Source organism: Ruegeria sp. CF4 (assembly GCF_056537345.1).
Map to the genome: position 1 here is coordinate 320,964 of NZ_JBQFRJ010000003.1, position 20,191 is coordinate 341,154.

At 55.9% G+C, this 20,191-nt stretch carries 17 protein-coding genes, 1 tRNA gene, 3 pseudogenes and 1 riboswitch; of the genes and pseudogenes, 7 read left to right on the forward strand and 14 right to left on the reverse strand.

Annotation, left to right across the window (positions count from 1 at the left end; all coding sequences use genetic code 11):
• Window positions 1–30: 30 nt before the first annotated feature.
• Entirely contained in the window at window positions 31–471 is a 441-nt protein-coding gene (locus tag ACR0NF_RS10445) for a 6,7-dimethyl-8-ribityllumazine synthase (protein WP_480471480.1), read from the reverse strand.
• Window positions 472–598: 127 nt separating this feature from the next.
• Window positions 599–798: riboswitch (FMN riboswitch) on the reverse strand.
• A gap of 55 nt (window positions 799–853) precedes the next feature.
• Between ACR0NF_RS10445 and ACR0NF_RS10450 the strand changes: the two genes are divergently transcribed.
• A complete protein-coding gene (locus ACR0NF_RS10450) occupies window positions 854–1,477 on the forward strand; it encodes an FMN-binding negative transcriptional regulator (protein WP_480778208.1) in 624 nt (207 codons plus the stop codon).
• Between the two features lie 55 nt (window positions 1,478–1,532).
• Window positions 1,533–2,141 carry a glutathione S-transferase gene (locus ACR0NF_RS10455; RefSeq protein ID WP_480778209.1) on the forward strand — a complete coding sequence of 203 codons (609 nt, stop codon included), beginning with the start codon at window positions 1,533–1,535 and terminating at the stop codon, window positions 2,139–2,141.
• A gap of 13 nt (window positions 2,142–2,154) precedes the next feature.
• On the opposite strand, the gene ACR0NF_RS10460 is transcribed toward ACR0NF_RS10455, so the two are convergent.
• A complete protein-coding gene (locus ACR0NF_RS10460) occupies window positions 2,155–2,601 on the reverse strand; it encodes a c-type cytochrome (RefSeq protein WP_480778210.1) in 447 nt (148 codons plus the stop codon).
• A gap of 460 nt (window positions 2,602–3,061) precedes the next feature.
• Here ACR0NF_RS10460 and petA point away from each other — a divergent pair, with 460 nt between their 5' ends.
• The 3 genes from petA to ACR0NF_RS10475 are packed head-to-tail and all read left to right on the forward strand — an operon-like array spanning window position 3,062 to window position 5,795.
• Window positions 3,062–3,646 carry a ubiquinol-cytochrome c reductase iron-sulfur subunit gene (gene petA, locus ACR0NF_RS10465; protein ID WP_480471484.1) on the forward strand — a complete coding sequence of 195 codons (585 nt, stop codon included), beginning with the start codon at window positions 3,062–3,064 and terminating at the stop codon, window positions 3,644–3,646.
• A 14-nt stretch (window positions 3,647–3,660) separates the two neighbouring features.
• Window positions 3,661–4,992 carry a cytochrome b gene (gene petB, locus ACR0NF_RS10470; RefSeq protein WP_480471485.1) on the forward strand — a complete coding sequence of 444 codons (1,332 nt, stop codon included), beginning with the start codon at window positions 3,661–3,663 and terminating at the stop codon, window positions 4,990–4,992.
• Window positions 4,993–5,009: 17 nt separating this feature from the next.
• A complete protein-coding gene (locus ACR0NF_RS10475) occupies window positions 5,010–5,795 on the forward strand; it encodes a cytochrome c1 (RefSeq protein ID WP_480471486.1) in 786 nt (261 codons plus the stop codon).
• Between the two features lie 141 nt (window positions 5,796–5,936).
• Here the strand turns inward: ACR0NF_RS10475 and mtaB are convergent, their stop codons facing one another.
• Entirely contained in the window at window positions 5,937–7,193 is a 1,257-nt protein-coding gene (mtaB, locus tag ACR0NF_RS10480) for a tRNA (N(6)-L-threonylcarbamoyladenosine(37)-C(2))-methylthiotransferase MtaB (protein WP_480660693.1), read from the reverse strand.
• Window positions 7,190–8,032, reverse strand: coding sequence for a diaminopimelate epimerase (gene dapF / locus ACR0NF_RS10485; protein ID WP_480471941.1), 843 nt, complete (start codon window positions 8,030–8,032; stop codon window positions 7,190–7,192). Before dapF ends, mtaB begins: the two co-directional genes overlap by 4 nt.
• Window positions 8,033–8,243: 211 nt before the next feature.
• On the opposite strand from dapF, the gene ACR0NF_RS10490 reads away from it, so the two are divergent.
• Window positions 8,244–8,319, forward strand: a tRNA-Lys gene (locus ACR0NF_RS10490).
• 413 nt (window positions 8,320–8,732) lie between these two features.
• On the opposite strand, the pseudogene ACR0NF_RS10495 reads toward ACR0NF_RS10490, so the two are convergent.
• Window positions 8,733–9,047 (reverse strand): annotated as a pseudogene (locus ACR0NF_RS10495) (transposase family protein); the annotation flags it as partial.
• Window positions 9,048–9,312: 265 nt separating this feature from the next.
• Between ACR0NF_RS10495 and ACR0NF_RS10500 the strand changes: the two are divergent.
• A complete protein-coding gene (locus ACR0NF_RS10500) occupies window positions 9,313–10,770 on the forward strand; it encodes a stealth family protein (RefSeq protein WP_480471488.1) in 1,458 nt (485 codons plus the stop codon).
• Between the two features lie 24 nt (window positions 10,771–10,794).
• Here ACR0NF_RS10500 and ACR0NF_RS10505 read toward each other — a convergent pair.
• From ACR0NF_RS10505 to iolD, 9 genes and pseudogenes are all read right to left on the reverse strand, one after another.
• Window positions 10,795–11,116: pseudogene (locus ACR0NF_RS10505) on the reverse strand (transposase family protein); the annotation flags it as partial.
• A 54-nt stretch (window positions 11,117–11,170) separates the two neighbouring features.
• A pseudogene (locus ACR0NF_RS10510) lies at window positions 11,171–11,458 on the reverse strand (integrase core domain-containing protein); the annotation flags it as partial.
• Window positions 11,409–13,379, reverse strand: coding sequence for a glycosyltransferase family 2 protein (locus ACR0NF_RS10515; RefSeq protein WP_480778211.1), 1,971 nt, complete (start codon window positions 13,377–13,379; stop codon window positions 11,409–11,411). The gene ACR0NF_RS10515 and the pseudogene ACR0NF_RS10510, both read right to left, overlap by 50 nt.
• 376 nt (window positions 13,380–13,755) lie before the next feature.
• Window positions 13,756–14,745 carry an inositol 2-dehydrogenase gene (iolG, locus tag ACR0NF_RS10520; RefSeq protein ID WP_480667794.1) on the reverse strand — a complete coding sequence of 330 codons (990 nt, stop codon included), beginning with the start codon at window positions 14,743–14,745 and terminating at the stop codon, window positions 13,756–13,758.
• Window position 14,746: 1 nt separating this feature from the next.
• A complete protein-coding gene (locus ACR0NF_RS10525; protein WP_480667795.1) occupies window positions 14,747–15,577 on the reverse strand; it encodes a class II fructose-bisphosphate aldolase in 831 nt (276 codons plus the stop codon).
• Window positions 15,574–16,431 (reverse strand): 5-deoxy-glucuronate isomerase, encoded by an 858-nt coding sequence (locus ACR0NF_RS10530; protein WP_480778212.1) that lies wholly within the window; start codon window positions 16,429–16,431, stop codon window positions 15,574–15,576. The genes ACR0NF_RS10525 and ACR0NF_RS10530 overlap by 4 nt, the downstream gene beginning before the upstream one ends.
• Window positions 16,432–16,443: 12 nt before the next feature.
• Entirely contained in the window at window positions 16,444–17,421 is a 978-nt protein-coding gene (iolC, locus tag ACR0NF_RS10535) for a 5-dehydro-2-deoxygluconokinase (RefSeq protein WP_480667796.1), read from the reverse strand.
• The gene (locus ACR0NF_RS10540) at window positions 17,418–18,257 is read right to left on the reverse strand and encodes a phytanoyl-CoA dioxygenase family protein (RefSeq protein ID WP_480471494.1); all 840 of its coding nucleotides are present in this window, start codon (window positions 18,255–18,257) and stop codon (window positions 17,418–17,420) included. The genes iolC and ACR0NF_RS10540 overlap by 4 nt, the downstream gene beginning before the upstream one ends.
• Window positions 18,257–20,125, reverse strand: a complete 1,869-nt coding sequence (gene iolD, locus ACR0NF_RS10545; RefSeq protein ID WP_480471495.1) for a 3D-(3,5/4)-trihydroxycyclohexane-1,2-dione acylhydrolase (decyclizing) — start codon at window positions 20,123–20,125, stop codon at window positions 18,257–18,259. The genes ACR0NF_RS10540 and iolD overlap by 1 nt, the downstream gene beginning before the upstream one ends.
• Window positions 20,126–20,191 lie beyond the last annotated feature (66 nt).

Sequence of the window (20,191 nt, forward strand, 5' to 3'; positions counted from 1 at the left end):
TTGGGGCAGGGGTGCCCCAACCTGTTGTGCTTACGCTGCACGGCTCAGTGTCGTGCGGGTCTCGATGATTTTCAGCGCGGCGCGTGCAGCTTCGCGCCCCTTTTCCACGAAATGGGTGCGGTAGATCGCGTTGTGATGCTCGGTCTCCTGGTACTGATGCGGCGTCAGTGAGACTGACAGGACCGGAACGCCAGTATCGAGACTGGCGCGCATCAGGCCATCGACCACGGCTTGGGCCACGAAATCATGTCTATAGATGCCCCCATCCACAACGAAGGCAGCGCAGGCCACGGCGGCATAGCGTCCGGTCTGGGCCAGGTCGTGCGCCAGCAGGGGCATCTCAAATGCACCGGGCACGTCTAACACATCAACCTGCTCGGCGGGGATAAGCTCCAGAAACCCGTCCAGCGCGCGATCAACGATATCGGAATGCCAGTTGGCTTTGATAAAAGCATAGCGGGTGTGTGTCATCATGATCTCCTTTCAGTTTGGTGGCCTGCTGGCAATCGCGAAAACCGGTTCCCACTTTTCGCTGCCAGCCCGGCATGACACGTCACCCAAGGCGATCACGAGCAGGCGCACCGGCTTGCGGCACGCTGCACGTTCTCTTCCATCCGGACTGTAACCGTCGGCTCTGGCCTCTCACCAGATCTGCTGTCACTCGTACGTGGTTCCACAATTTGTCCGAAAACCGCTTCCCGCTCTTCGGATCGTGGACACGGCCGAGCCGCTCGCGGGCTTACGGGTCGTGGCCCGCATACCGCCGGTGGGGAATTTCGCCCCGCCCTGAGAACAACGCGGACCTTGCCAAGGGCGCGTCGCTTCTGCAAGAGAAATTGGCAGGAGGATCATCATGCACCCCAATCCCGCCTTTCGGGCCGAAGCCGCTGAGCGTCACATTGCCTTTGCCCGCGACCGTTCCTTCGGGGTGTTGGCAGTATCGACCGATTCCGCCCCGCTCATGAGCCATGTGCCGTTTCTGCTAAGTGCGGATGCGTCCTGGGTTGAGCTGCATCTGGTCCGTTCGAACCCAATCGTGCGGGCGCTGAAACAGCCGCAAGCGGCGCGGATCGCGGTTTCCGGGCCGGATGGGTATGTCTCACCTGACTGGTACGGGATCGAAGATCAGGTGCCGACATGGAATTATGTGGCGGTTCATTTGACAGGTGAGCTTGAGCTGCGCTCGCAGGAGGAGTTGCGGGATCTATTGGATCGACAGAGTGCGTTCTTTGAGAACCGGTTGCTGCCGAAACCACCTTGGTTAGTCTCGAAACTGTCCGACGATGTGATGGAGCGGTTCCTGAGGATGATCGTGCCTTGTCGGTTGCGGATCAGCGAGATCCACGGGACGTGGAAGCTGAACCAGAACAAGCCTGATGCGGCCCGCCTGAGCGCAGCAGACCGTATTGCCGAGGATGGGCTTGGGGCTGAACTGCACGCGCTGAGGGATTTGATGAAGGGCGAAGCCGAATTCTGACGGGTTTTGTTTGATCTGGCTTCTGTAGTCTGCACCGCAAACAAGGAGACAGGACATGAAGCTTTACCACAGCCCGACCTCACCTTACGTGCGCAAAGTCACGGTGCTGTTGCATGAGACTGGCCAGATTGAGGATGTCATGTTGGAAACTGTTGCGAGCACGCCTGTCTCTCCGGCTGAGCCGCTGATCGGAAAAGCCCCGTTGACCAAGGTCCCCGCGCTTGAGCGTCCCGATGGGCCAACGCTGTTCGACAGCCGGGTGATCTGCGCTTTTCTGGATGCGCGGGCGCAAGCGGGGCTCTATCCCGAGGGATCCCGGCATTGGGATGTGCTGACGCTTGAGGCGCTGGCGGATGGAATTCTCGATGCGGCGCTGCTGATGACTTATGAAAGCAGTTTGCGGCCCGAGGACAAGCAGTGGGACGAATGGGTCGACGCGCAGTGGAGCAAGATCGAACGCGCCTGCGCTACGCTGAACCAGCGCTGGATGGCGCATCTTTCAGGCCCGTTGGATATGGGTCAGATCGCGGTTGGGTGCGCGCTGGGCTATCTCGACTTGCGCCACGACGCGCGAGGGTGGCGCAGAGGCAATGATGCGCTGGCGACTTGGTATACCGCCTTCAGTGAACGGCCCAGCATGATAGCGACGCGGCCACCAGGCTGAGCCTGCGTGGTGCTTATGGCGTGCTGAAAGTGGCCAGGTAGGCCGCAATATCCGCTGCCCCTTTTTTCAGTTTGACGCTCATGTTCGGGCGCGCAGTTTCGTCGCCCAGATAATCCTGAATGAACCCGACAGGATCTTCGGAATAGCTGGCGACATTTTCTTCGGTCCAGACAAGACCTTCTTGCCCGGCGCGGATCATATCATCCGTGAACATCCCGATAGGCAGGCGTTCACTGCCGTTCAGGTAGTCGTACTCCGTTCCGGCAATGCGACCGACCACGCCATAGAGATTCGGCCCGGTAATGCCGCCTTTTACCAGAACCTCGCCATCTTTGATGATCGCGTGGCAAGATGAGCAGCGGTTATAAAGCTGTTTGCCTTTGGCAGGGTCTCCGGCGGCGGCGACCTGCGTGGACAGTGCAATTGTTAACAGAACGGCGGCCAAGGGGGTCTTTGACATCGGGATCTCCTGTTCAACGTTCGCGCGCGCCGCGATTTCCGGCATTCGCGTAAAAAGTGCAACAGGAAATGGCTTAATACCTTCCGGAAATAATGATCTATTTCAGACCTGTCATTTACGGGTGAACAAAATCGATTCTGTGCCCTGGATTTTGCACGGTTCCGCGTCAATCCAGTGCAACGGATGCCATCTGAACGCCCTCAGCCCTGATTCTGCTTGGGCATTACGCCGACGCCCGAATCAAACCTTTCGATTCGAAGGCTCGGGAAAAGATGCGGCGCTGAAACATCAAAAATGTCAGGTGCGCTGTGATAAAAAACCCAGATGCGGCGTATTGCGCGTTTATGACCGCTAGACGAACACTAATCTCCCCGATAGACAGCGCGGTTAAGACACCGCATTCGTGCGGTGCGCGAGCTATTTGCCCGTCCGCGGGCGCCAGACAATCGGAGAAAACCTCGTGTCCCACGCAGAAGACCACGAAGGCACCCGCAGAGATTTCCTGTATTACGTCGCTGGCGGCGCAGGTGTTGTTGCGACCGGTGCAGCCGTATGGCCCCTGATCAACCAAATGAACCCGTCGGCAGACGTTCAGGCGCTGTCCTCGATCCGCACCGACGTGAGCGGGGTAGAGCCAGGAACGCAGCTGACCGTTAAGTGGCTGGGTAAACCGGTCTTTATCCGTCACCGCACCGGCGCCGAGATTGCCGAAGCGCAGCAGCAGGACGAAGAAGCGGTGGGCAACCTGCCTGACCCGCTCGCTCGCAACTTCAACATCAACGCAGACGCGCCGGCAACGGATGCAAACCGCGTGATGCCTTCACCCGAAGGCGAAGCGGCGGGTGCATGGATCGTTCAGATGGGCGTTTGTACACACCTCGGCTGCGTGCCGCTGGGCGATGCTGGCGACTTTGGTGGCTGGTTCTGCCCTTGCCACGGGTCGCACTACGATCTGGCTGGTCGGATCCGCAAAGGACCCGCGCCTGAAAACCTGCCTGTTCCGCCCGCCGAATGGGTCGACGCAACAACCATTAAACTCGGCTAAGGGAGACCCCACGTATGTCCGGAATTCCCCACGATCATTACGAGCCGAAGACAAACGGCGAGAAGTGGCTGAACAGCCGTCTGCCCATCGTCGGCCTGATTTACGACACCATCATGATCCCCACCCCCAAGAACCTGAACTGGTGGTGGATCTGGGGCATCGTCCTGGCGTTCTGCCTGGCGCTGCAAATCGTCACCGGTATCGTTCTGGTGATGCACTACACCCCGCATGTTGATCTGGCTTTCGCCAGCATCGAACACATCATGCGCAACGTGAATGGCGGCTATATGCTGCGCTACCTGCACATGAACGGCGCATCGCTGTTCTTTGTTGCGGTCTACATTCACATCTTCCGCGGCCTTTTCTACGGCTCGTACAAAGCCCCGCGTGAAATCACGTGGATCATCGGGATGCTGATCTACCTGATGATGATGGGCACCGCCTTCATGGGCTATGTTCTGCCCTGGGGTCAGATGTCTTTCTGGGGTGCGACCGTGATCACCGGCCTGTTTGGCGCAATCCCGTTTGTGGGTGAAGCGATCCAGACCTGGCTGCTGGGCGGACCTGCAGTGGACAACGCGACGCTGAACCGTTTCTTCTCGCTGCACTATCTGCTGCCGTTTGTCATCGCGGCGCTGGTGATCGTGCACATCTGGGCCTTCCACACCACCGGCAACAACAACCCGACAGGTGTTGAAGTGCGCCGTGGTTCGAAAGCCGAGGCCGAGAAAGACACGCTGCCCTTCTGGCCCTACTTCGTGATCAAGGACCTGTTCGCACTGGCCGTGATCCTGGTGGTGTTCTGGGCGGTTGTCGGCTTCATGCCGAACTATCTGGGCCACCCGGACAACTATATTGAAGCCAACCCGCTGGTTACGCCCGCACATATCGTGCCCGAATGGTACTTCCTGCCGTTCTATGCGATCCTGCGTGCCTTCACCGGTGAGGTCTGGGTCGTGCAGTTCGCCAGCTTCATCACCGGCGGCATCGTCGACGCCAAGTTCTTTGGTGTGATTGCGATGTTCGGTGCGATCCTGGCCATGGCTCTGGCGCCCTGGCTGGACACCTCGAGCGTGCGCTCGGGCAAATACCGTCCGATGTTCAAGTGGTGGTTCTACCTGCTGATCATCGACTTCTTTGCCCTGATGTGGCTGGGTGCGATGCCCGCGGAAGAGCCTTATGCGACTTTCTCGCTGATCGCGTCCGCCTACTGGTTCGCCTATTTCTTCGTGATCCTGCCGATCCTGGGTGTCATAGAAAAACCCGAGGCGCAGCCGGAAACCATCGAAGAAGACTTCAACGCGCATTATGGCAAGGCTGACGCCGACGCCACGCCGGCCGAGTAAGAAGAGGGACCGGAAACATGTTCAAGAAACTTGCAATCGGTGCCGCCCTTGCTTTGGCTATCGCTCCTGCCGCATCACAGGCGGCAGGCGCATATGAGCAGCACATCGAAGACTTTCAGTTTTCGTTCGAAGGGCCTTTTGGCACCTGGGATCAGAACCAGCTTCAGCGCGGCCTTCAGGTTTACACCGAAGTCTGTGCAGCTTGCCACGGCTTGAAATATGTGCCGCTGCGCGATCTGGAAGCGCTGGGGTATTCGGAAGAAGAAGTGATCGCTTATGCGGCCGGCAACTTCGAAGTGTTCGACTCCGAGCAGGACGATTTCCGCCCGGCGATTCCAACTGACCACTTCCCGGCCAATGACGGTGTTGGCGCACCGGACCTGAGCCTGATGGCCAAGGCTCGTGCGGGCTTCCACGGTCCCTATGGTCTGGGCATCAACCAGTTGGTCAAAGGCATGGGCGGGGCGGAATACATCGCCTCGTTGATGGATGGCTATACCGGTAAGGAAAAGGAAGAAGCAGGTACCATCCTGTACGAAAACACGGCCTTCCCGGGAGGCTGGATTTCGATGGCTCCGCCGCTGTCTGAGGATCAGGTTGAGTTCGCCGATGGTCACCCGGCCACGGTTGAAGCCATGTCCGAGGACATCGCGGCCTTCCTGATGTGGACTGCCGAACCGAAGATGATGGAGCGTAAGAATGCCGGTTTCGTAGGTGTTCTGTTCCTGACCGTTCTGTCGGTGCTGCTGTACCTTGTGAACAAGCGTCTGTGGGCACCTGTAAAGGGTAAGCGTCTGGACTGAGTTCAGGAAATTTAAGCTGATTACCCCCGCGCCCTTTGGGTGGCGGGGGTTTTTTTGTTGCGGCGATGCTGAAGGGGCCAGCCCCTTCTTGGCCTGCGGCCAATTCAACCCCGAGATATTTTTAGCCAAATGAAGGGCGGATCAGGCTCGTAATTGCGTGGTCGTGTGCCCCTGGATCGTGGCGGTTATGATCTGGCCTTCGGGTTGGGCCGTGTCGAAGGTCACTTCGGTGAATTGTTCAGTGCGGCCCATCATCGGGTTCTCCATCAGGATGTTGTGGGTTTTGCCGATCTGGGCGGACAGATGCTTGGTAACCTGAGATTCTCCGGCGGCGCGCAGGCGGGCGGCGCGCTCTTTGATGATGTTTCCGTTGACCTGCTGCGGTATGCGGGCCGCTGGGGTGCCTTCGCGTTTCGAATACGGGAAGACATGCAACCAGGTCAGGTCGCACTCTTTGACGAGTTTCAGCGAGTTCTCAAAATGTGCGTCCGTTTCAGTGGGGAAGCCTGCAATGATATCGGCACCGAAGGTCATATCGGGGCGCAGCTTGCGGACCTCTTCGGCAAAGTGGATCGCATCGTCGCGCAGATGGCGGCGTTTCATCCGTTTCAGGATCAAATCATCGCCATGTTGCAGGGACAAGTGCAGATGGGGCATCAGTCGGGACTCGGTCGCGATGGCCTGCATCAGGTTCTCATCCACTTCGATCGAGTCGATCGAGCTGATACGCAGGCGCGGCAGGTCGGGCACCAGCTTAAGGATCCGCATCACCAGATCGCCCAGTCTGGGTTGCGCGGGCAGATCGGCACCCCAGGAGGTCAGGTCCACGCCGGTCAGGACCACTTCGTTGTAACCCTTGTCCACCAGCCGTTTGATCTGATCCACCACGACGCCCGCAGGGACGCTGCGCGAGTTTCCTCGGCCATATGGAATGATGCAGAACGTGCAGCGGTGGTCACATCCGTTCTGGACCTGTACATAAGCGCGGGAGCGTGTGCCAAAGCCATCGATCAGGTGGCCCGCCGTTTCCGTGACGGACATGATGTCGTCGACCTGTACCGTCTCGGTCTCGCCGATGAAGTCCGCGGCCATGCCCTTCCAGGTCTCAGGCTGCATCTTTTCGGTGTTGCCAATAACTGCGTCAACCTCATCCATTTCGGCAAAGGTCTGAGGTTCGGTCTGTGCGGCGCACCCCGTGACGATCAGTCGTGCATTGGGATTCTCGCGCCTCAGCTTGCGGATCTCCTGACGGGCCTTGCGGACCGCCTCGGCGGTCACGGCACAGGTGTTGACGACAACTGCATCCGTCAAGCCGGCTTGCTGCGACAGCTCTTTCATCGCCTCGGTCTCGTAGGCGTTCAGGCGGCAGCCCAGAGTGGCAAACTTTGGCGGGTTCATCCCAGCGACCCCAGAAACTCCGGCGTCAGCGTGCCCGAGAAGACATGAGCCGTTGGTCCGGTCATCCAAACACCATCCTCGCGCCAGTCAATCCAGATGGTGCCGCCATCCAGATCGATCTGCACCTTCCGCCCGGTTAGACCCCGCCGTGCAGCCGCCACCGCAGTGGCACAAGAGGACGAGCCGGAGGCGAGCGTAATTCCAACGCCGCGTTCCCAGACACGCATGCGGATATGGTCCGGGCCGATTACCTGCGCGACCTGCACATTGGTCCGCTCGGGATAAAGCGGATGATATTCATACCGCGCGCCAAATTCGGCCAGCGGGATCGCTTCGGCATTTTCAACGAAGAAGGTACAATGCGGGTTACCCATACCTGTGGCGGTCGGGCCGCCTTCGATGGGCAATTCCAGCGTATCCACATCCTCGGCCAAGGGAATGTCCTGCCAGTCCGTTTGCGGATGTCCCATATTGACCGAGGTCAGGCCGTCGCCTGCATCCCGCGCATAGAGCGTTCCACGCTCGGTCGTCAGGGTCAACTCGGATTTGCCTGTCTCATCCATCAGGAACCGTGCAATGCACCGGGTCGCGTTTCCGCAGGCGGCCGAGGTCGAGCCATCGGAATTGTAGAACACCAGATGCGCATCGGCCTGGCCGTTTTCAATCACGGCCAGCTGATCAAAGCCGACACCGAATTGACGATGCCCGATTCCCTCAACCTGTGCAGGAGTGATCGAAACCGCCTGCGCGCGCGCATCCACAATGACAAAGTCATTGCCCAGCCCGTGCATCTTCATGAAGGGCAAACCGGTGTCGTTAATACGTTGCATGGCGGGCATATAACCCCGGTCAGAAGATGAATCCACCCTATCGCGCAGATTCCTGAAAAAAGGGGTTGACCCCCCTGCGCCACCTGCCTAATTAGGCCGCCTATCGGGACGCCGATCCTGTCTAGGAAACCGGCGAAACGCGGTGCAAATAAGGTCTTGAACCCGGTTGGGAAAATGCCTTACAGAGCGCCACGGATCATTAAGATCCGAACAAAAGAGTGGGCCGTTAGCTCAGTTGGTAGAGCAACTGACTTTTAATCAGTGGGTCGCAGGTTCGAATCCTGCACGGCTCACCACTTTTTTCAATGAAAACAATTGTTTGAGAATTCATGTGTAGAGTGCGCTTCATGACGTGTAGCTTACCGGAAGCACTGTGACAAAGTTTGAAGTGTGCCTGCAGGAGCACATTCGTTTGCTCTATTTTCTGTTGGAGTCAATAACTCAGTGGTCAGTTTTTTGACGTTCGTTTTGATTTTACTCCCTCATCAATAGCCATCTACTATGCAAAGGCTTCGCAAGCCGTGGGGTTAGCCCAGAGCCATTGTCGGAAGACAAAACATCAAATGGCTGCAGTTTGACCCACGCGAATAGTCAAACTTACGTCATCTGTAGCGCAGGGCACCTGAGATGTTGAGTTTCACGCTCAGATTGGTATCAGAGGGAAAGATCCGAGACCTTGTGTGGCCAGAAGTGCAGAGCCCACCGAAACGCGTCCCCTAGTTCTTTGTGGAAGCCGGTTCAGGTCATAGCGCCGGAGAAAGCGATAGACGCCTGCATCGAAGATCTTGATGCCGTGATAACGAGCCAGGTACCAAACGATGTGAATTGGTCCCAGATGGTAGTTCCGCCGCAGGTGAAGAACCTTCTCAACAATTTCTGGCGGTGTTTGATTGACAGGATACTTCGGAATGGTTTTGCCACTCTTCAACCCTTCTTCTCCAAATTCTCGGTATGTCGCACGCTATCGATAAAAGCTGGATTGACCAATGCCAAAATACCGGCAGGTCTTGCTCACACATCTGATCTTTTAGACACACTGCAGAACACGAAGCTTACGCTGAATCTCTAGTTGATCGCCTGTCATGAAAACTCCCTCCTTCCCAAAACTGGGATGTTATCGGAAGCTCCCGAGAGTCCGTACATATCTACATTCTAGGTTTCATATCCGTTCGACACCCCTCATGCTTTGGCTTGAACTTCACAGGCGGATACGTCAAATAGGGCGAAGCCGCAAAGTCGCCAACTCGGTGCGCTTGACCGATTTAATCTGCACAAAGATTTTTATCCTCATGAAACCACCTAAATTAAGAATATTCAATAAAAATAAACCTGTGGTAGTAATAGCTGACTCCGAGCAAAATAAGAACATGGCCGAAAGATTAGTTGGTCTCGCGCGAGTGCGGAATCTAAACCCGATTTTGGGTGGGGCTGTGGAGGAAGGTGTCTCTAGAATAAATATACCAGAGAGTGAGGCCGAAAAATTCCTAGCAGTGGTTTTGAAAGACTGTGCGGATGATGAGAGTATTCGATTTTTATACAAAGAAAACAAACCCATTTCAGGCCGTAAACTAAGAAAACGCGGGATGCGGGTGGCATATGATGTCGCGATTATTAGGTATTCCGACGATTTGCACGACTATGTTTCATTGGTTGAAATTGCAATCTGGCGCGAGATGGAGCGATATGGACGAAAATTTCTCTCAGTAAATCGACCTTCTAGCGTTGTCTCCCGCGTTCCACATTTTGGTTTGTTCAAGGGTTTGGACACGATTGATAATATCAATAGCGAGTTTACCGATACGACTAAACCTAACTTCCCGGTAGATGTCGTATTTACGTGGGTGGATGGAGACGATAGTGAATGGAGGAAACAAAAGGCAGAGTATGCCGCTCAGCACGGTGCTCATCCGGGGGCAATAGGCGAGAGGTTCAAAAGTCGCGATGAGCTTCGATACGCACTTCGGTCAATCGAGATGTTTATGCCATTTGTGCGGAAAGTATTTATTGTCACTGCAGGGCAGACACCAGATTGGTTAGACACGAATTATAATCGTGTCAGGCTGGTTAACCACGAAGAGATCTTCTCCGATATAGATCACCTTCCAACTTTTAACTCCCATAGTATTGAATCTCATCTCCATGAGATTGAAGATCTTTCGGAGCACTTTATCTACTTTAATGACGACATGATGGCTGGAAAGCTAGCTTCGCAAGATGATTTTTTTGATCCGAATGGGATTGCGAAGGTTTATACGGATAACATGTTTGTGATCCCAGAACTCCTCGAAGATAGGGATCACAGCTTCATCAAGGCGAGTGCCAAAGTCGTAAAGATTTTCCGGAGAGACTTTGGTGTTTCTCCTTCCTCCATGATTAAGCATGTACCTTATGCTACTCAGCGCTCTGTTATGTACGAATTGCAGCAGCGATATGTGGAAGAGTTTGCGGTGACTTCGTCAAACAAATTTAGAGAACCAAGTGATATACCACCAATCTCTTTCCTTTATTCCCACTATGCACTGATGACTGGGCGGGCTGTTTGTTGTGAGGCTGATCATTGCTATATACCACTCTTTTCGCCAAAATTGGAACTCTCTCTTAGTGAGCAAATGAAGGTAGAAAAACGTAAAAAATATATATGCCTGAATGATGCGGCTGTGCCCGAAGAAAGGAAAGACAAAGTTGACCAAATGGTGAGCTCATTCTTAGAGTCCTACTTTCCAATTAAAAGCAAATTTGAAAAATAGAATGCCCGGGCTCACAACCCGTAACTAGAAAATGATGAGGGCGGGCAGGAGCACTTTAATGCACCTGTCGTAGCGGATTGCGACATGCCTCCAATCCTTGAACCTGCTGAACATGATCTCAATCCAGTTGCGCCATTTACAACTGCGCTTTTCGTGCGTCACCGGTGCCTTGGGCTGTTTGCTACGAGGGATCACGCGCACATACCTTTGCCGCCTGATGCTTCTCTGAACCAATCCGCGTTATAGCCGCGATCCCCATGTAACCGCTCTACATCCAGCAGGCTATTCAACAATGCCCATGCCCGATGTAATCGCTAATCTGTCCCACAGTCACGAACAGGTTGAGCGCCTGGTGCGGATGGGTGTGACTATACTGCTTGATCCAGCGATTGATGACGATCTGAGCTTGTTGCGTCGTTGCAAACCACAGGGTATTCAAGAACTCCCGTCGCAGTGTTTCATTGAACCGTTCGTTGTATTCGGATTCCCAAAGTGGTCGCGATTGCAGTGAGCTTCGCTCCAATTCTATCTCTTCCCTACGTTGTTGATGATAAAGAGTAGAGAATTCGACTACTCCCGCATCGTGGTATTGGTTGGGGAGCAAGTGTCTCTGTTGGTAACTCGGTACATTTAGTGACTTAGCCCATCTCAGATTCGGGTGCGCCTGAGTTGTCTGAAGCAATAGCATCGAACAAGGTTTGATAGTCCGGTTGTTGAAGCAAGTCCGCTATCCTGTTTGCGTGCCACGCGGTTGCGGCATCGTGAAGCGCAGCCAGCTCAGAGTCTTCCATCAACTGACGCCAAGTCTCTTTTGCTTTCGGTAACCGGGAAATAATTCGATCATCAAAATCCGTGACGTAGTTTCGGGCGCGCCAATATTCGAGTCCTTGGTCTTGATCTACATGATTGATCCTGCCGCGTTCACGTTTCACGAGAAAGCTCTCAGCAGAGCGAAGGACATAGTGATTCAGCGTCACGAGGTCATAGCCGATCGACCGCTTGGTTGATCTCCAACCGTTACCAGTCAGCAGCATCTCGGGCATGACACGGCCAGAGCCGTTGGTCCACCGGACTTTTTCGACGCTGTTCGGCTCGATCTGCAAAGGACGATGAACACCCAGTTTCTGATAGGGCGCCCCTTTCGAGATCAACGTTTTGAACCCCCAACCCAATCGGGGCTTTGGCAGATACTCCGGGGCGCATCTTGTAAACTGCTCGGTTATGAATTCATCCATATACTTCGGGACGTTCTGGTTGCCAAAGAACCGCCACGTCATTGAAATAACATTTGGATAACCCGAAGCTTCGATCAGTTCCGGGATCGTGCCATCGCCGGTATGAATATTGATGAACTCATCAACATCTATGCAGACCGTCCAGTCCGCCTGGGCGTAACAGGGTTGCAGAACGGCATCATTCAAGGCACCGCGCTGCGGTTTTTGCCCTTTGTCCTTCTTATAGGGATTCGGCAGGTGAACAACGATGCCAAGCGCTTGCAAGCGATCAAGAATTTGATCTGTTCCGTCACTACAGTCGTTCGTGTAGATCAGGAATTTAGTCACGCCGACGGACAGATGATAGGCGATCCATTCCAGGATGAATGGACCTTCGTTCTTCATCGATGAGATCACAAGAATCTCCGGATCAGCTTTCGGTATCTGCTCGGGCGGCGCAAGCTTTGGGAATTTCCGAGCGGCCTTCTTCTCCAGCTCCGCCATCGAGCGCTTTAGCTCGATGATATCAAGCGCGCTTACATCAGTATTCTGCTTGATCAATCCCGCATCGGTCGCGTTATCGGTCGTCGCCTCATCTACGCTGATCTGGTGGTTTTCAAGCTGTTTTCCGACGAAAGACGTCGCTGGCGGGATTCGCATCTCACCTGAAGAAATACTACGCCTAAGCCGTCTGCCCCAAAGGTGTACGCCATAAACTTCTTCGCCAAGCAAATCGGTCAGGGTGTCTTCGGGTTGGGTGAGAAGACCGCGGTCGCTGAATTCGACCGGGTAAAAGCTGTTCCTCGCCATCACTTCTTGTGTAAGGCTCAGTTTCTTGACGAAGTAACTCAATGCATGAACGCCGAGCGAACCGCGTTTCAGATCGGCGGCATCGACCTTTTGCCCGCTCACGCGCCGTTCTCTGATATCCTGGATGTCGTGCTCATTCATCCAAGGAGGAGTGGGAGCCTCTTGTTGCGCAAATCGATTAAGTTCAGAGATTAGGGTGCTCTCTTTGTCTGAACCTAAAACTGCAGCGCCGACGACCCTCTCACTCTTCTGCCAGGCGCAAATCAGCCCCGATGGAAAATCCCAGGGCTTGAGGCAATACATATCCAGATCCGCCCAGATCGTCGCAGCCTGCAACAGTAGCTGATATTTAAATCGATCCGCAAGAACCTCAATTTGGTTATAGGTATAGTCGGCAGGATCGCTTTCGAGCCGCAGGATCGCCTTGGCATCTTTGATCTCTACGCCGTCCGGCACACCTGAAACCGGCCCGTAAGTATAAAGGTGAAACTCATGTCCAGCAGTGAGGAATGATTTCAGACACAGCTTCTCGAGATACGTAAGAGGTCCGCCAACCCAAAGCCCGGATATAGGTTTCAAAGTCAAGTCACGCTCTCGAATTTTGCATCAGTCCTGATGGTGGCCTGCATATAGAGTTTCATGATCGTACGATGCAGGGTCGTAAGCCTGTTGTCACCGCTCTTGCAGAGGTTCCGCTCAACGGTCTTCCATTGAACATGCTGAGAGTGTGACAGGTACCTCATGCACCCAGTTTGGTACGATAGCGTTGCTCCATATGCAATGCGCACCAACAATCAAATACACTTCGCGTCTTCAAGAAATTTAATCTGTCAGACACATTCCGGACATCTCATGCAGATACCAAGCAACTGCGGCGCGTCGAGAAGATGTCTGACGATTTCTTGAGGGGGTACGAGTTTTGGCGCGCCGTACCTTTAAACCTGACGGCATGGTTGGTGTCTCAGGTGAGGCTCACTACTGTTCCCTGTTTCAAAGATGCGTCTGCTGCGTCGGCCAGTATCTGAGCACGCAAGCCGTCAATGATTCCGGGTGATAGCGTTTCAGCTCCGCCTACTGCGGCGATGAAATGAGCCATCTCGTGGCGATACGCAGCCTCATAGCGCTCAAGAAAGAAATGCTGCGCGGGCGCTTTTCGGAAGCCTGCCGGAGTGGCGCTCTCGACCGTGTTTTCTAACATGTTTTCAGCCCGCAACATGCCTTTTTCGCCATGCACCTCGATCCGCTGGTCATAGCCATAGCTGGCGCGGCGCGAGTTGGATATCTGGCAGATCTTGCCGCTGGCGGTGGTCAGGGTGACGGCGGCAGTGTCGACGTCTCCGGCCTTGCCGATCTCGGGGTCGACCAGAGAAGAGCCGACCGCATAGACGCTGACGGGTTCCTCGCCCAGCAGGAAGCGCGCCATGTCCAGGTCGTGGATCATCATGTCGCGGAACAACCCGCCCGAGCTTTCGATATAGCTGATCGGCGGCGGCGAGGGGTCGCGGGACAGAATGGTCACGATTTCGACGTCACCAATCTCACCAGCAGCGATTCGGGACTGAATATTGGCGAAATTTGGGTCAAAGCGGCGGTTGAAGGCGGTCATGAAGGGAACGCCTGCGGTCTCGACCACCTTGATGCAGTCGCGGATACGGTCGGCGGACATTTCCACAGGCTTCTCACAGAAGATCGCCTTGCCTGCACGCGCGGCCTGATGGATCAGTTCGTAATGCGTGTCGGTTGGGGTTCCGATGATCACCGCATCGACATCAGCGCTTTCGATCAGGTCTTCTGCCGGCAGAACCTGTGCGCCGGATTTGTCGGCCAGCATCCGGGCCGGCTCCGCAAATGCGTCTGCCACAGCGCTGACCCGAGCTCCGTCGATCTGCCCGATTGAGCGTGCATGGACTTGCCCGATGCGTCCGCACCCCAATAGCCCGATATTCAGCATGTCATGCCCCTTTGAACGCTTGCAGAACCCGGCGGGTCGCCTCGACAACCGGCTCATGTGTGTCTTTAAGAATAAGAACTCGGTCGAACCTGTCCGGGTCGGCGTTTACGGCAGCGCGCAGGGCATTCCCAAAGGCCATCCGCAATTCGGTTCCGATGTTGAATTTGCAGATTTTCGATCCACGTGCCAGTGCAGCACGTTGCGCAACCGGCACGCCCGAGCCGCCATGGATCACCAGAGGTATCTCGGTCACGGCTTCTATCGCGCGGATACGGGCTTCGTCCAGACCGCCTTCCTTGTTTTGCTGCAGATGGACATTTCCAACCGAGATCGCCATTGCATCCACGCCGGTCTCTCGGGCGAATTGCGCGGCTTCCTCCGGAGTGGTCCCGTCCGAACCTTCACCACCCGAATAGCCGACAAAACCGATTTCCCCCTCGCAGGAGACACCAGCGGTATGGGCGATCTCGGCAATCGCAGCGGTTTCAGCGATATTCTGTTCCAAAGGCTTGCGCGAGCCATCGAACATGACAGAGGTGAAGCCGCTGTCGATGGCGACGCGGCACTCCTCATGAGTGTAGCCATGGTCCAGATGGGCCACGACAGGAACGCTGGCTCCTTCGGCCAGATGGCGGAACATTTTGCCCAGAACTGGCAGCGGCGTGTGTTCGCGGCAGGATGGTCCGGCTTGCAGGATGATGGGCACGCCTTCGGCTTCGGCCGCGGCTACATAGGCACGCATATCCTCCCAACCCAGCGTTACCAAACCGGCCACGGCATATCCGTCACGCAGCGCGGGTTGCAGCACGTCCGATAATGTCACGAGGCTCATTTGAACTTGGCCACCATGTCCATGATACCCGGGATCGTGTGCAACTGATCCGCATGGGTCGGCTGGAAATACTGCTTTAGCGAGCGCTGGCTAAGCCCGCCGAGGATGGTGAAATAATACATCTCGTACCCCGGCAGAACCGCGCAGGGGTGATAGCCCTTGTCCAGTAGGATCGTTGAGCCATCCATGATGTGATAAGCATCACCCGGCTTGTTATCCTCGCGCTGCAGCATCTGAACACCCGAGCCATAGTTCGGACGGAAGCGGAAGTTATACGTCTCGTCATGGCGAGTCTCGATCATATCGCCATCGTCGCCTTTGCGGTCGGTGTCGTGCTTGTGGCTGGGAAATCCGGACCAGCCGCCCTGACCGACGGTGTAAAGCTCGGACACCAGCAGGCGGCCCACCTTGTCGTGATGGTTTGCCCCAAGGATATGTTTGATCTTGCGGTGGGTTTTGGTGTCGTCCGAGCCGTATTGTACCAGATCCAGCTCGGGCACGCGGACGTCAAAAGGTTCAAGCACACGGTCGAATTTTGCGCCCGCGATGAAAGTTTCGGTTTCATTCGTCACGCAGGTGATACGCACCTTTGCGCCGACGGGAACATAGACGCCTTCGGGTTCACCATCCCAGACGTCGATGGTGCGGTTGCCCAGATTGGTAAACACTGCCCCATCCACATCGACATCCACGGTGCCGGTGGCGGGCACGATGCAGGTCTCATAGCCCGGTACGGCATATTCGAACACCTCGCCCTTTTTCAGTTTGACGATGTTGAAATAGTTCAGCGGCACCAGATCATGGTCGGCATCAACGATGGGTTTGTTCTGGTTGTCATGGGGCGCGATATGCATCTGCGTCTCCTTTCAGGTATCCGTGGGGCCCGGGTGCTGGGCCAGAAAATCGTCAAGCTGGGGCGTGGTGGGCATGGCCCCGGCGCAGCCGGGCTGCGAGACCACGATCGAGGCACAGGCCGAACCGCGCAGCACAGCTTCGCGCAGGTCATGCCCCGCCGCGATTGAGGCCAGCAGGCCGGCCAGAAAACTGTCGCCTGCGCCGTTGGGTTTCACCGCGGTGACCGGATAGATACCGGTACGAATCTCCTGCCCATCGGTCAGCGTGATGGCCCCTTCGTGACCCATCTTGTAGATCACCGTTTTTCCATTGGCGGCCAGCTCGCGGGCTTTGTCGAGGCTCTTTTCGATGCCGCCCGCCATAAAGCCGAACTCTTCGTCATTTCCGACGATCAGATCGCTTTCGCTACCTGCGCGGGTCAGAACCTCCGAGGCCACTTCCGGCGACGGCCAGCTATAAGGCCGGTAATCGATGTCGAAGATCACTGGCAGACCTGCGGTGCGCGCGTTTTCAAACGCGCGGAACGTGGCCGAGCGTGAAGGCTCCGCCGCAAACACCGTGCCCGCCGTGATCAGGGCTGAGAAGGCGCTGTAGTCCACCTCATCCATATCCGCCTCGGTCACTTGGAAATCGGCGGCACCGTTGCGATAGATGACGTTCTGGAAATCCTCGATGCAGCTTTCGTAAACAGCCAGAGAGGTGCGCGCCTCGCCACCCACAGCGCGGACATATCGCGTTTCTACGCCATAGTCCTGCAGACGGTTCACGCAGAACCGCCCCACTGCGTCATCCGAGACTGATGTGACCAGCGCCGCTTGCGATCCCAGTTTAACCAGTCCCGCACAAATGTTGGCGCTCGAACCGCCCAGATCGGCGCGAAAGACCTTAGCATCTTCGCTTTTGGTCCCGACCGGATCTGCGAACATGTCCATCCCGGCTCGGCCAAACACGGCAAAGCGATTGCCTTTTATCCCTTCGATCAGAGTCACGTGCGTCCCTCAGTATTGCCTGCCCGGGCGGCATCAAGCACCTCGGGGTAGGGATAGTGCAGACCCAGCAACTGCCGCATATCGGGACTTGCCTGATCGAGGAAATCCTGCGGTAGCGCAGCGGGCATATCTTCCATCGGTTTGACCCATTTGGGCAGGTATTGGATCAGAATCGCGCTGCGGTCGTGATCCGCTTTGTTCGGCATCGCGCAATGCCACGTCACGCCATAGAACAGAGCAACATCGCCAGGCTCACCGGTCATCTGCTCGCATTTGTCATAGAACTTGTCTTCGGGCGTGGGATACCGCAGCTCTTTCTGCGATCCCGGCACATAGCCCGTCGCGCCGCTTTCTTTGGTGAACGGGTCCAGCAAAACCGAGACCTGTGCATTCATTGGAAATGAACCATTCAGACCGACGGGATGCGTTTCGGGGCTGTGAAAGTCCCAATAGGGATAGTCGACATGCGGCTCCTGCCCCGGCCCGCCCGGCAGGATGCGATTGGCAGCGATCGAGCCCATGATGAACTCTGTTCCCAGAAATTTGCGGAGGATATCCATCAGAACCGGATGTGCGGCCATGCGGGAAAATACGTCACCCTTGGCCAACAGATTCCAAACCCTTCGTTGTAGGTTCAGCTTGCCATCTTCTTCGGCTGCCCCCTGAAAGTGGGTCACCTTCTCAGCCGCAGCTTCCGAATGTTCCATGATGATCGCGCGGGCTTCGGCGACTTCCTCGGGCGTGAACAGGCCCGAGATGGTAACAGCTCCGCCACCATTCAGCAGCTCATCGACGATGACCTCAGGATTAGATGTTTCTGCCGTGAACCGTTTCATCAGATGCCCTTGCGTTGTTTTTCGCGGGTGGATTCCCACTCGACATGCGCATCGCGAACTCTCTCATCCGACGAGGTATGGGGTGTACCAACTTCCCACCATGCGTGGCCTTCAGTGGTCCAGCCTTCATAGGCGTCCACATCCATCACGATCACATAGGTTTTGTCGCTGGCCTTGGCGCGCTTGAAGGCCTCAGATAGTTCTGCCGGGTTCGCAACCTTTTCGCTGGTTGCCCCCATCGAGGCCGCGTGGGCCACGAAATCGACGCCGAAGGCTTCGGGGATCGTCGGGCAATCTTCCAGTAGGTTGTTGAAGCTTTCATTGCCGGTATTGTTCTGCAGCTTGTTGATGACCGCAAAGCCGCCATTGTCGAGCACCAGAACGATCATCTTCTTACGGCTTAGAACCGAAGAATAGATGTCCGAATTCAGCATCAGATAAGAGCCGTCACCGCAGAAGGTGATGGTGTCCTTCTCCGGCTCCCGCTCGGATTGGGCAATGCGCGCGCCCCAGGCGCCTGCGATCTCATAGCCCATGCAGGAAAAGCCGAATTCCACATCGACCGTGCCGATATCCAATGTACGCCAGTTGGCGGTGACTTCTGCCGGCAGGCCCCCGGCGGCGGCGACCACGCGGTCGCGCGTGTCACACAATTCGTTCACTACACCGATGGCTTGCGCGTAAGAGTTCTGACGGTTCCCGTAAGACACATTCTCGGCCACATAGGCGTCCCACTTGCGCCGTTCCTCCTGCGCGAGCGAGACCCAATCGGATGAGGCCGCATAGTCAACTGCTTGCGTTAGAGCTTGAATCGACAACTTGGCATCTCCAACAATCGGCAAAGACATATGTTTGCCCGCATCATGTCGTGCGGCATTGATTGAGATGAACTGAGCGTCCTTCGCAAAGGCCGTCCAAGATCCAGTTGTGAAATCCTGTAGCCGGGTTCCGATGGCAACGATCACATCCGCCTGTTCCGCAATTGCGTTGGCGCTGTCCGAACCGGTGACACCGATCGGGCCAATGTTCAGCGGATGGGTTGCCAGCATATTGGCACGGCCCGCGATGGTTTCGACCACTGGAATCTGATGTTTCACGGCAAAATCGGTCAGCTCGGCCACAGCTTTGGAATACTGAACGCCACCACCTGCAATGATCATCGGGCGTTTCGCCCCAGCCAGAGCACTTGCCGCGTCTGCAATTTCATCCGCATCAGGCGCTTGCCGGCGAATGCGATGCACTTTTTTCTCGAAGAACTTCACCGGGTAATCATAGGTCCACCCTTGCACGTCTTGCGGTAACCCGAGGAACGCAGGCCCGCAATCGCCCGGGTCCAGCATCGTCGCAATGGCGGCGGGCAGAGATTGAATGACCTGCGCCGGATGTGTGATGCGATCCCAATAGCGGCTGACCGGCTTGAAAGCGTCATTCACGCCGAAAGTCGGGTCGTAGTAGTTCTCCATCTGTTGAAGAACCGGGTCAGGTAGGCGCGTGATGAAGGTATCTCCACACAGCATTAGCATCGGCAGACGGTTGGCATGGGCCAGTCCGGCGGCGGTCAGCAGATTCGCAGTGCCGGGTCCTGCGCTGGCGGTGCAGAACATGAATCGCTGACGCAGCCACTGTTTGGCATATCCGGCGGCGGCGAATCCCATGCTCTGTTCGTTCTGTCCACGATAGAGCGGCAGCTCATCCCGCACCGTATTCAGCGCCTCGCCCAGACAGGTCACATTGCCATGGCCGAAAATCCCGAAACCCCCGCCACATAGGCGATATTCCTGACCATCGATCTCGATGAACTGGTTCGACAGCCAGCGAATGATCGCCTGCGCCGTTGTCAGGTAAACAGTGTCGTGTTGCGCGGACATGTCTGCGGGCTCCTTTAGGAAAATTGAGATGCAGTGCCGAATGCAGCTTGCGAGAGTCCTATTCTC